Here is a 17,246-nt window from a genome sequence, read left to right as displayed (position 1 = left end):
CTAAATAAGTATGAATACTCATGATATTCATACCTTCCGCTTCAGTAATCAAAGACATTAGATTAAAGAAATTTCTTACTCCATGAACCGATCAGCAAAAACTGTACCAACTTCAACTATTGCTTTTTCGAATATCGTGCGTCTCGTCTCAAATTGAGCAAGTCGGGTTCAGATTCTATGGATTTGATCGAATAACCATACTCGATTGCTTTGTTAATTTCAGCAAGTGCTTCATTTCGTTTGCCGAGAAGTTCATACGCTAAGCCTGCGCGAAAATGAGCACTTGCGTCTTTAGGACTTATGTTAAGAGAACGTTGTATATATTCCTCTGCTTGGGCTTTGTCACCAACCCTTGCAGAAAATAAACCAAACCTTGAAATAAGCTTTAAATCATTTGGTGTAATTTTTATCTTGGGAATCATTAGATTAAGTGCTTTTTCATATGCCTTTTTTGCATCATTTGCTCTTCCAGGTATCCACAATAAACTATCACCGAGATTAGCCCAGCCCAAATAGTTTGCAGGATTACCTTTATTTGGACTAACAGCATTTTCAAATGCTTCTGATGCTCCAACATAGTCCCCCTTTTTAAAGAGAGAAAATCCGACACTTCCATAAAGTTCTGCACTTGGGCGAATTAGTAAGCCTTGCTGTAGTATTTGCAAACCCTCTTCATCTCGATTTTGCCTTACTAAAGCGTTGTTTAAGTTCGCGTAAGCAAATATTGCGTCAGGTTGTATTTTGATACTTAGCCTGAAAAATTTTTCTGCTTCGGCGTATTTCCCTTGCTCAAGGTATACGGCGCCTAGCTCTTCAGCAAACATTCGTTCTTGTGGAAATTTTTCAAGGCCACTATTTGCAAATTTGATTGCATCTTCAAATCTTCCTAGCTTTCGAAGAATGCTGACTCGACCATAAGAAGCAAAGATATTGTCAGGGTCAAAAACCAGCGCTTTTTCGAATTCTGACAACGCTAACGCATATTTACCTTGATATATATTTACTCGAGCGAACGCAATATGACTGAGTGCCAACTTATCATCTAGCTTTAATGCTTGTTGGGCACCTGCGTCAGCTTTTTGCAATAGAACTTCATCTTGCCTGTCACTGTTATACCGGAAAGTGTATATGATCGATAAGCCAGCAACTGCGCCTGCATGTTCAGGATTTCGCTTCAATATCGTATCAAAATTTGCTTCCGCCACATCGAGACTGCCCGGTCTGTCAAATTGCTTTAACGCCTCCAGCCCCTGCTTCATCGTCAATGCTTCCGAAAACGGCTTCAACGACATCTTGTCCATCTCAAGATAAGGCGCCGCCTGCCAGGCTGCATAGCCCAGGGCGACGATGAGGGCGCTGATCAAGGCGGCGCGTTTTGGGGTGCTTAAGCCTTTCCAGCCTGCGCTCGTGCTTGTTTTGCTATCGCTGCCACCTGTTAAAACTGCCTGCGCATTGACCAGCCCACGCAACTGGTCAAGCACCTGCTGCATGCTGCTCAGGCGTTTCTCGGTTTGTCTGGCTGTCATTGCCAGCACCAGTCTGATCAGTTCAGGCTTGCAGCCTTGCGGGAATTCCCAGGTATCTGAATTTGACTGCATCAGTGCAGCGGCCAGGGCCAAGCCGCTGGCGCTGGCAAAGGGGCGGTTGCCGCTGAGGGTTTCGTAGAAAATGACGCCAAGGGCGTAGATGTCGCTTTGCGCATTTGCGGCGGCACCCAGCATGCGTTCGGGTGCCATGTAGGCGATGGTGCCTTGCGGATCCAGCTGGCTGACCGAGGTCGTGGCCTGCACATCGGTTTGTGATGCGAGCCCGAAATCAAGGATGCGCACTTTGCCGTTCGGTTCCACCATCAGGTTCGATGGTTTCAGGTCGCCGTGGATCAGGCCGGACGCATGCGCTTCCTGCATGGCTTCTGCCACCTGGCTGATGATGTTGATGGCCTGCTGCTCTGGCAGTGCTTTGCCGTTCAGTAATTGTTTCAGTGTCTGGCCGGGCACCAGTTCCATGACAATGGACTGGGTATCGTCTTCTTCTTCAATGGCAAATATCTTGACGAAGGCAGGGTGTTTTAAAGAGGCTGCCAGGCGTGCTTCTTTCAGCAGGCTGGCTGGTTGTGCCATGCCTTCCAGGTGTTTCAGCTGTTTGATGGCGACCGGACGGCAGAGCTTGGTGTCCCAGGCTTCATGGACCTGGCCAAAGCCACCTTCGCCCAGGCGCTGTTTTAATTCGTAATGCCTGAGGCTGATGCCGTCATCGTCAGCACCTTTCACTGCGCTACTGCTATCCAGATCAATATTTTGCATTGGCTTCTTGCGTGGTCATTATTTTTGTTGCGCATACCTATCTGCGAAACTGGCTACGCAAACAACAGGCAAATAGCGGCATAAGTTGTACCTCGTTGCATCTCGTTACAATATGTAACGGCGTTACTATAACGAACTTTATTACAAAGCTGTGTATTCATAGTGACAAGTAAAGATATTTTATATGTAAATGACATATTGATTGATGGCAATTTACACGTAAAACCAGATATTGATGTTTTTGCACGCTGGTGCGGTGCTGACAAGGGAGTTGTGGCGAATCTTAATCCGCTTTGACGATGCGAACTTGCCCTTTTAGCATGCCAATCAGCTCAATTTCAAAACTGGTAGCGGTTTTCTGATTGATGTTGATGGCCATTGTGGCTGCTTCGGTATAGCTGACTTGCCGGATGGTGGCAGCAAACTTGTCGCACAGGCGTCGCACCTGGGATTCATCGGCATAGGCGCAGACGATATCCCATTCATGAAAAAATTGGACTTCTGCCAGGCTGGCGTTTTTAAATGCGTCCGAGATGGCCTGTCCATAGGCGCGGGTCAGGCCACCGGCACCGAGTTTGATGCCACCCCAGTAACGTACGACGACGGCCAGTACATTGGTCACGTCTTTATGCACCAAGACGTTGTACATGGGTTTGGCGGCCGTGCCGGAAGGCTCGCCATCATCATCCAGGCCAGAATCCCCCGCGCACACCAGCGCCCAGCAGACATGCACAGCATCCGGGTGCTGTGCACGGATGAGGGCCAGTTGCTGGCGCGCCTCGGCACGGCTGTTGAGCGGATACAATTGCCCCAGAAAACGGCTTTTCTTGATTTCGATGTCGGCAAAAGCCGGTGCTGCAAGCTGGTACATGAACGGGGTGGCAAACGCAAAGACGCTATTTTGCTGATTTATGCCTGTCAGGTATACCTAAACCGGTGGGGTCGTGGTCACTCTCTTGCGTGACGGTATTCAGTACAAAGGTCTTTCCCGGTGATATCGGCGACCACGACGCCCTCTTGCCCTTCAGCGACACGCAGCCTGACCTGGCCATCGGGGCTGAACAGGCAAGTGCAGCCGTGGGCTATCTGTTCACCATGCTGGCCGACTACGTCGGCCGAGATCACCCAGCAGCCAGTGTCGATGGCGCGTTGTTGCAGGTTTTCCAGGCTTTTCTGGCGCCATTTGTCAGCCGTTGCTGGTAACAGCATATTATTGAGCGGATAACATAGCAGGGACGCACCCTGCTCGCCAAGCCTGCGGGCCGGGGCGGCGAAATTGGCATCGTTGCAGATATTGATGCCAAACCGCCAGTTCCGTACTTCAAATACAGGAAAATCCAGGCCCGCTGTGAACGCCGCTTCGTTAGGATGACTTTTGGAATAAACGCCCAATATTTCTCCCTGCCGTATGACCGCCACGCTGTTGTACAACAGCTCGCTACGCCGTTCAACCAGCCCTAGCAGGCAAGTGACCCGTGTAGTTGCCAGCGCGGACAATAATTGCATCATGCAGGCGTCATCAAGGGATATGGCACGCCTTGCCAATGTCTTTGAATCTGAGGAATAGCCTTGCAGATAACATTCGGGGAATACGGCAACATCAACACCGTGCTCATCGCACCAGCGCAGGTCATGTGCCAGTCTTGCCAGGGTGGCAGGTAGCTTATCAAATAGTGGTTTGCGCTGGAATGCGGCAATGCGCAGTGTAGCGTGTGAATCCAATGGCATGACTGGCATGAGGGAATCTTTTTAACCAGCCTGCCAGCGATAGCAGGGCAGCTTACTGGATGACAAAATTTTCAAAGAACACATCGGTGACGCCATCATGTTCTTTCAATTCCAGCGTCTTGTTGACACCTTCCTTGATTTCTTCCATCAGCTTGTGCTTGCCTTCCAGGCTCTGCAATTGTTCGCCATCCTTGCTGCTTAACAAAACGATCAATACATGCCTGAGCTTGGGCATGAACATTTTGATCCTGTCACTGACTTCTGCGTTGGCAATTTGCAATGCCATGCTCAATTGCAGATAGCGTTCCGTAGAAGACAGGTTAACGGTGAAGGCCTCCAGTTTGGCAGTAGACCCACCACCTGCACCGCCTTCCTTACCGCCAGAATTGGCCAGTGCCACGCCGGAAGACAAGCTGAGCGCGAGGCAAAGCAGGAAAGGGGATAAATGCTTTTTCAGTATCATGTTTATCTTCCGCTAATATTTGCTCAAGAAAATGCCTGTTTTTCAGAAGCTTACCGCATCGCAACAAAACATACTGTTAAACAACTTGAAGCCGGTACATGGCTAAGTATAGGCGCTATATGCTGATGTTTTTTGCAATAAACCTGTTTTTGATATCGACCTTGAGAGCTGCTCATGGTCGAAGCTCAACAACAGGCTTATGCAAATTACATACCCGGGTTTTGGCCTTGGTTGAAACTTATACAGTCAGAGGCTTGTAACGGATGCGTTTTGGCTTGGCACCTTCTTCACCCAGACGTTTCTTCTTGTCGGCTTCATATTCCTGATAGTTGCCATCAAAGAAGCTGACTTGTGAATTGCCTTCAAACGCCAGGATATGCGTGGCGATACGGTCGAGGAACCAGCGGTCATGGGAAATTACCATGACGCTGCCGGCAAATTCCAGCAAGGCATCTTCCAGCGCACGCAGGGTTTCCACGTCCAGATCATTGGACGGTTCATCCAGCAGCAAGACATTGCCGCCTTGCAGCAAGGTTTTCGCCAGATGCAGACGGCCACGCTCACCGCCAGACAAGTTGCCCACGATTTTTTGCTGGTCACCACCCTTGAAGTTGAAGCGGCCAAGGTAGGCGCGAGAAGGCATTTCAAAACGGCCCACCGTCAAAATATCGGCACCATTGGCTACGTCTTCAAACACGGTCTTGGTATTACCCAGGTCTTCACGTGACTGGTCAACCAGCGAGATTTTTGCTGTCTGGCCCAGTACGACTTCACCACTGTCCGGTGTTTCCAGACCCTTGATCATCTTGAACAAAGTCGATTTACCGGCACCGTTAGGGCCGATGATACCGACGATAGCACCAGGAGGGATCTTGAAGCTCAGGTTATCGATCAGCAGGCGGTCACCAAAGGCTTTGCTGACGTTCTTGAATTCAATGACTTCATTACCCAGACGCTCTGCCACAGGGATGAAAATCTCCTGGGTTTCATTACGCTTCTGGTATTCATGCTCACTCATTTCATTGAAGCGTGCCAGACGTGCCTTGCTCTTGGCCTGGCGTGCTTTCGGGTTCTGACGTGACCATTCCAGTTCTTTTTGCAGCGCTTTCTGACGCGCGGATTCGGTCGCTTCTTCCTGCTTCAGGCGGGCCTGCTTCTGGTCCAGCCAGGAAGAGTAATTGCCTTTCCAGGGGATACCATGACCACGATCGAGTTCCAGTATCCATTCAGCTGCATTGTCGAGGAAGTAGCGATCATGCGTGATCGCTACCACGGTGCCAGGGAAGCGCAACAGAAATTGTTCCAGCCAGTCGACAGATTCAGCATCCAGATGGTTGGTTGGTTCATCAAGCAAGAGCATGTCCGGCTTGGACAGCAATAATTGGCACAGGGCGACACGGCGTTTTTCACCACCGGACAAGACGCCGATTTTGGCATCCCATGGTGGCAGGCGCAGCGCATCGGCAGCCATTTCCAGTTGCAGTTCTACATTGTCGCCTGCGGAGGTGGAGATGATCGCTTCCAGACGTGCCTGCTCGTTCGCGAGAGCATCGAAGTCCGCATTTTCTTCTGCATAGGCGGCATACACTTCTTCGAGTTTGGCCTTGGCTGCAAATACTTCACCCAAGGCAGATTCAACTGCCTGGCGCACGGTTTGTTCCGGGTCAAGTTGCGGTTCTTGCGGCAGGTAACCAATGTTCAGGTTAGGCATGGGCACGGCTTCGCCCTGTATATCTTTATCTATGCCTGCCATGATTTTCAACAGGGAAGATTTACCCGAACCATTCAAACCCAGTACGCCAATTTTGGCGCCAGGGAAGAAGGACAGGGAAATGTCTTTCAGGATTTGGCGTTTCGGCGGAACGATTTTGCCGACGCGATTCATGGTGTAGACGTAATTGGCCATTTTTCTCGTTTTTTAGTAGGTGATGACAATGCCTGCAAGGATACATCAAGCAGACAGACAGAGGCGTATTTTGCCAAATTTCCCGGAAATTTGTGCCTCGCACCAAATTTGATATAGCGCAAGTTGGTCCGGGGCGGGCGAAATTACACTTTCTTCATTCACCAATGATAAAGGAAAGAGAAATGAAAAAGCGCTTAATGGCTGTCGGCACACTGTCCCTGGCAGCAATGGGTTTTACTGCAACACAGGCAATGGCTGAAGAGCAAAGCCCATGGCTGGTGCGCGCCCGTGTGGTCAATATCAGTCCGGCAAACTCGTCTGATCCGGTCGCTGGTACTGGTGCCGCAGACCGTATCACCGTGAGCAGCAAAGAAATCCCGGAAGTTGATATCTCCTATTTCTTCACACCCAACTGGTCGGCTGAACTGATACTCACTTATCCGCAAAAACATGACGTCATGCTTGATGGCGCCATCATAGGCACATTCAAACACCTGCCACCAACTTTGACGGCGCAATATCATTTTGTGCCCGATGCAAAATTCAGCCCCTATGTGGGCGTGGGCGTGAACTACACGCGCATCTCGGACGTCAATCTGCTCAAGGGTGCCGGAGGTCTGGAAAACAGCAGTTTTGGCCTGGCAGTGCAGGCAGGTATCGACTTTAAACTAGACAAAAACTGGTCACTGAACCTGGATGTCAAGAAAGTACAGATAGGTAGCGATGTCACGATCAGCGGTACGAAAGTCAGCACTGTAAAAATAAATCCCTGGCTGGTTGGTGTGGGCCTTGGTTATCGCTTCTAGCAAAGTAGAAATCACATCCTGAATACCGGGATGTGTAAAAGTACAATTCCCCACGGCGCAGCCCTGCGTCATGGGGAATTTTCTTCGTACAAGCATGCTTTTCAATAACACCATATCCAGTGTGCTAATCCGCACACCTGCGTTCGCCTGCGCACGAATTGGCGTGTGAATTCTCTCATTTGATCATGTCTGTATATCGCCAAGTGGTTGATTATATTCAATATAATTGAAACCGCAGCGGCTGGCACAGACTTTGCCAATGTCAGGTAAGAATTGACTAAACAGGCTTCTTACATGGATCAGGCAATCAGTCACACCACGCTCAAATTGCGCATTCGCAAAAAGCTCTTGCTGGGTATCGCCATAGCCGGCGTTGTCACGGGCATTGCCTGGGCGCTCAACCGCCTTATCAGCCCTGGCGTCAGCCTTGGTGAAATCAGGGTATCTGAAGTGCGCATGGGCGCAGTCGACAATACCATCAACGCGGCTGGTGTCGTGGTGCCTGTGCATGAAGAACAGCTGTCGAGCCCCAACCAGTCACGCATTGCCAAGATAATTGCCAAGGCCGGTCAGACGGTGAAGGCCGGTGAACTATTGATGGTGCTGGATGACCATACCATACGGCTGGCCATTGACAATTTGCGCGAACAGATTTCGCAACAGGATATCCGCATACAAGTGCTGAGCATGGAGATGGAGGCCGGATTAAAAAAAATTGCCAGTGAAGCCGAATTGCTGGAACTGGATTTGCAAAGCAACAGAGTCAAGCTGGCGCGCTATCAAAAACTCGGGCCGATAGGCATCACCTCGGCAGTGGATTTGCAGGCGGCAGAACTGGCGGTCAAACGCAATGAAGTGCAATTGCGCCAGCACCATGAAATGCTCAGTGATACGCGCCGTACAACAGTCAGTAATATCGAAGCTGCCCGCCTGCAAAAATCCATTTTCCAGAAACAGATGGAATTGCAGCAAAGACTGCTGGAGCAAACCCAGGTCAAAGCCCCGTTCGATGGTTTGCTGACCTGGATGCTGGCAGAAGAAGGTGCCAGCCTGAATACCGGGCAACTGATTGCCAAAGTGTCAGAGTTGAGCAACTTCAAGGTAGAGGCCACTGCGTCGGATTTTTATGCACGTTACCTCAGTGCCGGACAAAAAGTGCACGTCGAATACAGCGGGCAAATCTTGAATGGCGAGGTACAGACCATCTTGCCTGAAATTCAAAATGGCACCGTGAAACTGATCGTCACGCTCGAGCAGCCAAATAACCCGGTTTTAAGACATCGCTTGAGAGTCGATGCAAATATCATTACCGAACAAAAAAGCCATAGTTTGATCGTAGAGACCGGCCCAGCCATCAATGGCCGTGGCAAGCAGGATGTGTATGTACTGGAATCAGGCCGGGCAGTCAAAAAAAATCTCGATATCGGTCTGGGTGATGGCAAAGTGGTCGAAATTTTGCAGGGCGCCAAAGCAGGTGACAAACTGGTGATTTCGGATATCAGCCAATTCAAACACCTGGATAGTTTCCGGGTAACGCAATAGACATATAGATGCAGCAGTAAAAGAAAACAAAAGCGAATTTCTGGATTCATTGGGCGAAGTCAATCAACAGGATATCTGTGCAAAGGAAGCAGTGATGATCAAATTAGAAAATGTCAGCAAGACTTACCAGACCGATAAAGTCGAAACCCTGGCTTTAAAAAATATCAACCTGCATGTCAAAAAAGGGGAATTTGTTTCCATCATGGGCCCCAGCGGTTGCGGCAAAAGTACCTTGCTGAATTTGATAGGCCTGCTTGACCGGCCAGGTACAGGGAAGATCGCCGTCGAAGGTGAAGAACTGAAAAACTGGCGCGATAAAGAAGTTGCCAAACTGCGCAACCGTACTTTTGGCTTCATCTTCCAAAGCTTCCATCTGATCAATGATTTGCGTGTGATTGATAATGTGGAACTGCCCCTGCTCTATCGTTCATGCAGCGGTAAGGAACGTCGCCGCCTGGCAGAAGAAGCATTGGCCAAAGTGGGGCTCAGCGCCCGTATGGAACATTATCCCAATCAGTTATCCGGTGGGCAGCAGCAGAGGGTGGCAATTGCACGCGCCATGGTAGGCCGGCCCCATATTTTGCTGGCGGATGAACCTACCGGTAATCTTGACAGCCAGATGGGTGCCGAAGTCATGGATATCCTGCTCAAGCTAAGCCAGGAGGGCACCACAGTTGTCATGGTTACCCACGATGAGCGGCAAGCCAAACAAAGTGGCCGCATCGTGCGCGTATTTGACGGCCAACTGGTTGCCTAGGAATTGCCATGTTAAAAAATTATTTCCTGGTCGCTTGCAAGGTTTATATGCGGCGCAAGTTATTCACCGCCATTAACCTGCTCTGCATTATTCTCACTCTCGTCGTATTGCTGACAGTCGCAGCGATGTTGCAGACCATGTTTTATCCCACAGGCGTGGAGGGCCGGAGTGATCATTTTTTACAGGTCACCACCATTGCACAAACCTCAAAGAAAAGTTCCACTAGCAGCCCGCTGGGCTATAAAGTCATTGAACAATATTTGCGGAAAATGAAGACAGTGGACAAAGTCGCTGCCGTCAGCGGTGGGAAAACGGTCTCCATTTACCAGTCAGACCGCGTGACCGAAGTGATCATGCGTCGCACTGATGCAGAATATTGGCAGATACTCGATTTCAAGGTGCTGGCAGGTCGCGTACCCAGTGAAGATGATGTCAAACAGGGGCGTTTTGTTGCCGTCCTGAATGAATCAACCGCAAAAAAGATATTTTCTGACGGTAAAGCCCTGGGGCAAAAGATCAATGCAGGTGGACAGCAGTTTGAAGTGATAGGTATCGTGGAAGATGTCTTGCATCTCAACGCCTTTGCAGATATCTGGGTACCTGTCACGACATTTCCTACCAGCCAGTATCGTGATGAATATCACGGTGAATTCTTTGCCCTGCTGCTGGCAAAAAGCCCTGCGGATTTACCTTTGATCAAGGATGAAATCCAGCAGATTGCGAAATTGGTCAATGCTGATGACCCTGCTCATTGGGAGCATACCTACCTGTGGGCAGACAGCAAGCTCGACTTTGTCGCGAGGAATATCCTCGACAACAGGGAGGTGGCAGATTCAGGGGCCACTCAATTGCTGCTCGGCATCGCCAGCCTGATGGTGGCGTTCATGCTGTTGCCTGCACTCAATCTGGTCAATCTCAATTCTGGCCGGATCATGGAGCGCGCCACTGAAATTGGTGTGCGCAAAGCCTTTGGTGCATCTGGCACTGAACTGGCCGGGCAATTCATCATGGAAAATATCCTGCTATGCGTTTTCGGTGGCGTACTCGGCATTTTCTTTACCAAGCTGACGCTGATATGGCTAAGCAGTTCCGGCATCGTGCCCTATATGAAAGTCGATTTGAGTGCAGTCGTTTTCTGCTATGCGCTGGTGATCTCTGTCGTGTTTGGTCTTTTGTCAGGTGTCATACCTGCATGGAAAATGTCGCGCCTTGATCCTGTGCTTGCCCTGAAAGGAGGTGCATAATGTTTTTCCATCTTTTGAAACCTATCTGGAAACGTAAATTCAAGAACAGCATGCTGAGCCTGGAAATCTTGCTGGCCTTCTTTGTCGTCTTTGGTCTGGCCTTGATGAGTGTCAGGTATTTCCAGCTCTATCATCAACCCCTGGGTTTTTCCTACAACAATGTCTGGTCGGTCAAACTGGAAATGAGTAATAGCGGCATGTTGAAAAACGATCCGGTGTTTTTTGAAAACCTGAAACGCAGTTTGCTTGCCATGCCAGAAGTGGAGCAGATCAGCATGGTCAATCATTCGCCGTATAGTAATTCGACCTGGCGCACCGACGTGTATTTACCCGACACCCAAATCAGTTATCACACGGACTTGATGTCCATGAGCGATACGTCGTTTCAGGTGCTCGATATGCATATAGAGGAAGGACGCTGGTTTTCTGAAGCCGATGAAGGAGCGGCCATGAACCCTATCGTCATCAACTGGCAACTGGCAAACAAGATGTTTCCGGGGCAGAGTGCCGTCGGCAAACTGCTCGCCAACAACAAGCCAGATTCGAAAGATTTGCAATTGATGCGTGTGACCGGGGTGTTTGCTGATTTTCGTAATAAGGGCGAATTCATGACGCCCACGCCCTTCGCCATTACCCGTTTTTCACCCAAATCCAGCACGGATATGTGGCAGGTATTGCTGTTGAAAGTGAGACCAGGCACACTGCGTGCATTTGAAGCCAGACTCAGTCAGCAGTTAAAAATGATACGCAACGATATCGGTTACCAGATATCCCCCATGACTGATATGCGGAAATCAAAACTGACAGAAGATACCATTCCCCTCATGATACTGGCTGTCATCGCCTGTTTTCTTTTGGTGATGGTGGCATTTGGCTTATTTGGTGTGCTCTGGCAAAAGACCACGCAGCGCATCCCGGAAATTGGCTTGCGCCGTGCGGTGGGCGCAAACAGTGGTGACATCTACCGGCAAATTATTACAGAGCAATTATTGTTAAGTTCTATCGCTATGCTGGCGGGTTTGGTATTCTTGATACAGTTACCGATTACGGGCGTATTGGGTGAAGCCGTCAACTGGACAGTATTTGTGATTGCCATCCTGATTTCCATGGCAGTCATCTACGGGATTTCGATTCTGTGTTCACTCTACCCGGCCTGGCGTGCCAGCCGCCTGAGCCCGACCGAAGCTTTGCACTATGAATAAGAAAATATTGTGATAAAAACCTTCTACACTGAAGCGCTTACTGCATGACAGAAGCCAGATCATTACCACGCATCCTCATCATTGATGATGATGCTTCAGTGCAGGTGTCGCTGGCATTATTGCTCAAGCAATCTGGCTATACGGCACTGAGTTGTGACGAGCCGCAACAGGCCATGCAGATCCTGGCGACACAAGGCATAGACCTGGTTTTGCAGGATATGAATTTTTCCTTGCAGACCAGCGGTGAAGAAGGTTTGAACTTGTTGACGGAAATAAAGAAGTTGTACCCCGGCCTGCCAGTTTTATTAATGACAGCCTGGGGATCAATTGCGCTGGCGGTGCGTGGTGTCAAACTGGGTGCTGCCGATTTCTTCACCAAGCCCTGGAATAATACCCAACTGGTGCAACTGATAGGCAGCACCCTGGCTTACAGTCCCGGCGCCAGTGCCAGCAAGCCAGATCGCAGGCTGCTGGATCAGCAATTTGAATTTGCCGACATCGTCGGTGAACATCCTGAATTACTGAAGGTTCTGGCGACCATAGGCCGGGTTGCCAAAACCAATGCGGCCGTATTGATACTGGGTGAAAGCGGTACCGGCAAGGAACTGATCGCTGATGCCATTCACCGCAACAGCCCGCGTGCGGCAAGGCCTGCCATCAAGGTCAACATGGGGGCGATTACGCCATCGCTGTTTGAAAGTGAAATGTTCGGCCATGTGCGTGGTGCCTTTACCGATGCCAAGACTGATCGCAAAGGCCATTTTGCCAGCGCCAGTCAAAGCACCTTGTTTCTTGATGAAATTGGTGAACTCAATCGTAATGATCAGGTGAAATTATTACGTGTTCTGCAAAACCAGAGTTATCAACCCGTCGGTGCCAGCAAGACTGAACAGGCCGACGTGCGCATCATTTCAGCCACCAACCGCGAACTGGCTGAACTGGTGGCTGCCAATGAATTCAGGGAAGACCTGTTTTACCGTCTTAACCTGATCACCATCCGTTTGCCGGCATTGCGCGAGCGGCGCAGTGATATCCCGCTGCTGGCGCAAAGACTCATCGCTGACCTGACGCGCAGTTATGGCATGCCTGCCGTGGTACTCAGCCCTTCTGCACTGAACTGGCTGAGTTCACGTCACTGGCCAGGTAACATCCGCCAGCTCAGGCAATGCCTGGAGCGTACTTTGCTGCTGGTCGACAAGCCCCTGCTTGAGCAGAATGATTTTCTGTTTTCAGAACAGCACGAAGAAGCACAGCAGCAAGCTTCAGTCATCGACGGCCTGACGCTGGACCAGGTGGAAAAACACATGATAGAAAAAGCCATGGAACAGCATCAGGGCAATATCACGCGGGTGGCAAAGGTATTGGGCCTGAGTCGTTTTACCCTGTATCGACGGCTGGAAAAACATCAGATTGTCAATGCCGAAGCAGATGACAATGACGAGTACGCCAAATGAGTTTGCAGCGGCGCCTGATGGCATATCTGCTGATTATTCACGGCGTATTTTTTTTGCTGACACTGACTTTTTATCGTGACCAGCCGCTGATTGTCGTTGGCATAGAACTAGGTTTGATTTCCAGCCTGGCCGCAGGCATCTACCTGATTAAAAAAGCCTTGCAACCTTTTGGATTTGCCCAGCAGTTCCATGATTTGCTGCAAGACCAAAGCTATGCGGCACGCATACGCTCAAGCAGCAATACAGAATTAAACGACCTGATTCAACTCTATAACCACATGCTGGAAGCCCTTTATCAGGAACGCCTGAAACTGGGTGAGCAACGTGGTTTCCTGGAGCGTTTGCTTGAGGCCACGCCGACTGCGGTAATCGTATTTGATTTCGATGACAAAATCAGCCTGATGAATGCCAGCGCGCAGGCTTTAATGGGTTCTGATGGTTTTGAAGGCCAGCGGCTGGATGAATTAATGACACGGAAAGATAGCCACGATACCGTGGTCAATAATCCGGCACATGAACTCATTGCAGACCTGAACATATTGACGCAAGGCGATAGCAGGGTGTTCAGCGATAAAGATGGCAGGCGTTATCGTTGCCAGCGCAGCCAGTTTATTGACCGGGGGTTCAAGCGCGATTTTGTGCTGATAGACGAAATTACCGAAGAGCTGGCCAGTTCGGAAAAGGCGACTTATGAAAAGCTGGTACGCGTACTCGCGCATGAAGTCAATAACACCGTCGCTGCCACCAGTTCGGTGCTGGAATCCTTATTGTTTTACCGCCAGCAATTGCAGCATGAAGACAGTGAAGATTTTTCTACGGCGATTGCGGCAGTGCAAAGGCGCAATGGCAACCTGGGTGAATTCATAGAACGGTTTACCCGTATCGTCAAAATGCCTGAGGCAGAACTGCAAGCGTCCAGCTTGCCTGACATTCTTGATGATATGTTGCATCTGTATCGCCAGCAATGCAATGAGCTGGGCATAGAATTGAGTTTGACGCAGAGCAACCCCATTCCCTTGCAAATGCTGGACAGGCATTTATTTGAGCAAGTCTTGCTCAACATTATCAAGAATGCGATCGAGGCGGTCGAGGCTGCCCAGAAGAACGCTACTCATGTACCCGCCTTTGTGCATATCACTTTGACGCAAGATGAAGAGAAGCAAGCCATTAAATTGGCGATAACTGATTCTGCAAAGCAACTGGGTGACATACCGAATGGGCAGTTATTCACACCATTTTTTTCTACCAAGAAAGGTGGACAGGGTATTGGCCTGATGTTTGTACGTGAGGTACTGAACAGGCATGGCTTCCCACACAGGCTGGCCGTCAATGCTGAGGGGGAAACCGAGTTTTCAATCTGGCTGAAGCAATCGGCCTGATATCAGCATGGCAAGTGAAAGCCTCCTGAGTTTGCGCTCAACGTGAAAAGTGGTTTCGTCCTATAATCGAGCTCCTATTTTTGCCACCCTGATTGGAGATACCCCATGTCAATTTCTATGTATGCTGCTTCGGTACCTGTACTAAACCAAATGCTTGATAGCATGAGTGACGTGCTGAGCAAGGCAGAAGCCCATGCCACGGCAAAGAATATTGCACCGGAAGCCTATTTGCAGGCACGCCTGTTCCCGGATATGTTCCCATTGGTACGTCAGGTACAGATAGGTGCAGATTTCGCCAAAGGGATTGCCGGTCGCCTGGCTCAGGTGGATTTGCCTTCTTATGAAGACAATGAGCAGACTTTTGCTGAATTGCAGGCACGTATCGCCAAGACCAAGGCATTCATCGCCACACTTGATGCTGCAAAATTTGAAGGCAGCGAAGGCCGTGACGTGGTATTGCGCCCGGGCACACCGAAAGAAAAAACTTTCAGCGGTACGGCGTATTTGTTTTCCTATGGTTTGCCACAATTCTTTTTCCATGTGACCACTACTTACGCCATCCTGCGCCATAACGGCGTTGATCTGGGTAAAAAAGATTTCATGGGCGCGATTTAAGCCAACGCCAGCACACGCAAACGCACCATGTATATGATGATGAGGTGAGCGCCGCTTGTATGTCGACAGGTGTTCAGGATAAAAGCCGGAACAGTAATGACTGTCCCGGCTTTTTTATTTCATGCAGTCATAGCCAGCATTTGCGAAGATTTCAGGCGCAGATTAAATACCAGCAGGGCCGTAGAGGTGAGAACGCCTATGCCGCCAAACAGTGACCACATCAGCATGGGCTGGTGCATTTCTCGCGCCAGCACGGTATAAGACCAGCCCGACAGCAAACCGGCAAACAGATTACCCAAAGCCATGGAAACGAAATAATAGCCCATGAACATGGCAGTCTTTCGCTGTGGCGCAATGGCAGCGACATATTCCTGGCTTTTGGGTGAGGCGATCATCTCGCCAAGGGCAAAGACGAACACCGCCATGGTCACGCCAAGTCCACCGAACAGCAAAGCGTGTGAAAAACCTGCCATCCACAAACCCGCACTGAGTACCAGCGTACCGGCGACCAGTACCGGCAAGGCTTGCCAGCGTTGCAGATAGGTGCTGATGGCAATCTGCAACAGGACGACTGCGCCGAAATCCAGGTTGACGATATATTCAGGGTTCACTTGCCGGTATGACTTTGCCCAGCTTTGTGCCAGCTGGCTGGCGCTGACCTGGCCTTCCTGTAGCGCGTGCAGGCCCGCCTGCATGGTTTCCATCGGGGGCATGACTTTATAGTTGACCAGTTCCAGTCGTATGTTTTCCAGCATTGGCATGTCTGCATGCGTGCCCAGTTTTGTGGCCAGCTTTGGCAGTATGGTGCTGAGTTGCTCCGTGTTGACCGCGGCCAGAAAATTGAGCAGGGAAGGACTATGGTCGGCAATCAGTGTGACCAGGTCACTGGTGTCGACAAAATCACGGATATATAAAGGGAGGGTAATGAATAGTTGATTATAGATAGTCCAGAAGCCTGTCATGATCAGCAGGTAGATGACAAAACGGGTATTGCCCAGACGTATGCCCTGGCGATACCAGACAGTCTGGTCTGGTGAACTGAGCAGGGTACTCCACAACAGATTGAGTCCTGTCCAGCACAGCAGGATGAGAAAATAACTCTTGTAGCTGATGCCTCCCTTTGCTGCAATCATGACGCCAAGGATGGCCGGTATGACCAGCAAGGCCAGGCGACCATTACCCAGTACTTCCTGGGTTTCCAGCAATACCTGTTTCAGGCCACGGCTATCGGCGATGCCGTCGTGATGCTCACCATCCTTGTATAAAAAGATGGCGGGTAAAAAATTCAGCAAGATCCAGAATGAAGACATCATGAACACGGTATCCCAACTGACAGCGCGCACATAGCCTGCCACCAGCGGCCCCAGAAAACCACCGACATTGACCATCGTATAAAACACACCAAAACCCAGACCGCGGTTACTGTCATCAGTGGTACGCCCTATGGTGCCGACTACGACCGGTTTGAAGCAGGCCGCACCCACGGCAACTGCCAGAAACACGGCAAAAAAACTCCAGAATCCATGCACTTGCCCAAGCAAGAAATACGAAGGACACATGATGGAAAACGCAATCAAAAACATGCGACGGTAACCGTAGCGGTCAGCCAGCGCACCGGTGATGACAGGTAGCAGATAGAGCAGAAAAGGGATCATGCCTTGCAAAAAGCCCCTTTCCTGATCATTCAGGCCCAGGCCGCCCTGTGTGACCGGGCTGGTCATGTACAGGGATGACAAAGTGAAAAAGCCATACCAGGCAAGCCGTTCGAAAATTTCCATGGTATTGGCGACATAAAAATTCGCATGGAAAGCGCTACGTTTGCGGGCTGCTGTAGTCATGATGGTAGA

General features: G+C 50.0%; 14 protein-coding genes. 8 read left to right on the top strand and 6 right to left on the bottom strand.

Annotated features, from left to right (window positions below; genetic code table 11):
- Positions 1-116 precede the first annotated feature (116 nt).
- The 5 genes from ACO0LH_RS05160 to ettA all read right to left on the bottom strand — a co-directional run bounded on the left by ACO0LH_RS05160 (position 117) and on the right by ettA (position 6,400).
- Entirely contained in the window at positions 117-2,303 is a 2,187-nt protein-coding gene (locus tag ACO0LH_RS05160; RefSeq protein WP_422939966.1) for a protein kinase domain-containing protein, read from the bottom strand.
- Positions 2,304-2,586: 283 nt separating this feature from the next.
- On the bottom strand, positions 2,587-3,174 hold the full coding sequence (locus ACO0LH_RS05155; RefSeq protein ID WP_422939965.1) for an IMPACT family protein: 588 nt from the start codon (positions 3,172-3,174) through the stop codon (positions 2,587-2,589).
- Positions 3,175-3,251: 77 nt separating this feature from the next.
- The gene (locus ACO0LH_RS05150; protein ID WP_422939964.1) at positions 3,252-4,040 is read right to left on the bottom strand and encodes a carbon-nitrogen hydrolase family protein; all 789 of its coding nucleotides are present in this window, start codon (positions 4,038-4,040) and stop codon (positions 3,252-3,254) included.
- Positions 4,041-4,083: 43 nt separating this feature from the next.
- Positions 4,084-4,494 carry a flagellar basal body-associated FliL family protein gene (locus ACO0LH_RS05145; RefSeq protein ID WP_422939963.1) on the bottom strand — a complete coding sequence of 137 codons (411 nt, stop codon included), beginning with the start codon at positions 4,492-4,494 and terminating at the stop codon, positions 4,084-4,086.
- Between the two features lie 238 nt (positions 4,495-4,732).
- Entirely contained in the window at positions 4,733-6,400 is a 1,668-nt protein-coding gene (ettA, locus tag ACO0LH_RS05140) for an energy-dependent translational throttle protein EttA (RefSeq protein WP_422939962.1), read from the bottom strand.
- A gap of 182 nt (positions 6,401-6,582) precedes the next feature.
- Between ettA and ACO0LH_RS05135 the strand changes: the two genes are divergently transcribed.
- The 8 genes from ACO0LH_RS05135 to ACO0LH_RS05100 all read left to right on the top strand — a co-directional run bounded on the left by ACO0LH_RS05135 (position 6,583) and on the right by ACO0LH_RS05100 (position 15,399).
- Positions 6,583-7,206, top strand: coding sequence for an OmpW/AlkL family protein (locus ACO0LH_RS05135; RefSeq protein ID WP_422939961.1), 624 nt, complete (start codon positions 6,583-6,585; stop codon positions 7,204-7,206).
- A 294-nt stretch (positions 7,207-7,500) separates the two neighbouring features.
- The gene (locus ACO0LH_RS05130; RefSeq protein WP_422939960.1) at positions 7,501-8,748 is read left to right on the top strand and encodes an efflux RND transporter periplasmic adaptor subunit; all 1,248 of its coding nucleotides are present in this window, start codon (positions 7,501-7,503) and stop codon (positions 8,746-8,748) included.
- 94 nt (positions 8,749-8,842) lie between these two features.
- A complete protein-coding gene (locus ACO0LH_RS05125) occupies positions 8,843-9,505 on the top strand; it encodes an ABC transporter ATP-binding protein (RefSeq protein WP_422939959.1) in 663 nt (220 codons plus the stop codon).
- Positions 9,506-9,513: 8 nt separating this feature from the next.
- Positions 9,514-10,749 (top strand): ABC transporter permease, encoded by a 1,236-nt coding sequence (locus tag ACO0LH_RS05120; protein ID WP_422939958.1) that lies wholly within the window; start codon positions 9,514-9,516, stop codon positions 10,747-10,749.
- Complete coding sequence (locus tag ACO0LH_RS05115) at positions 10,749-11,951, top strand: ABC transporter permease (RefSeq protein ID WP_422939957.1); 1,203 nt, start codon at positions 10,749-10,751, stop codon at positions 11,949-11,951. Before ACO0LH_RS05120 ends, ACO0LH_RS05115 begins: the two co-directional genes overlap by 1 nt.
- A 44-nt stretch (positions 11,952-11,995) precedes the next feature.
- Positions 11,996-13,405: a sigma-54-dependent transcriptional regulator gene (locus tag ACO0LH_RS05110; RefSeq protein ID WP_422939956.1), complete on the top strand. Its 1,410-nt coding sequence runs from the start codon at positions 11,996-11,998 to the stop codon at positions 13,403-13,405.
- Positions 13,402-14,784 (top strand): sensor histidine kinase, encoded by a 1,383-nt coding sequence (locus ACO0LH_RS05105; RefSeq protein ID WP_422939955.1) that lies wholly within the window; start codon positions 13,402-13,404, stop codon positions 14,782-14,784. Before ACO0LH_RS05110 ends, ACO0LH_RS05105 begins: the two co-directional genes overlap by 4 nt.
- A gap of 105 nt (positions 14,785-14,889) precedes the next feature.
- Complete coding sequence (locus ACO0LH_RS05100; protein ID WP_422939954.1) at positions 14,890-15,399, top strand: DUF1993 domain-containing protein; 510 nt, start codon at positions 14,890-14,892, stop codon at positions 15,397-15,399.
- 119 nt (positions 15,400-15,518) lie between these two features.
- Here the strand turns inward: ACO0LH_RS05100 and ACO0LH_RS05095 are convergent, their stop codons facing one another.
- Positions 15,519-17,237 (bottom strand): MFS transporter, encoded by a 1,719-nt coding sequence (locus ACO0LH_RS05095; RefSeq protein WP_422939953.1) that lies wholly within the window; start codon positions 17,235-17,237, stop codon positions 15,519-15,521.
- Positions 17,238-17,246 lie beyond the last annotated feature (9 nt).

The organism is Undibacterium sp. TJN19, from assembly GCF_049339485.1.
Lineage (GTDB): Bacteria > Pseudomonadota > Gammaproteobacteria > Burkholderiales > Burkholderiaceae_D > Undibacterium.
The sequence above is the reverse complement of the archived record's forward strand: the minus strand, read 5'-3'. Positions and strand labels throughout refer to the sequence as shown.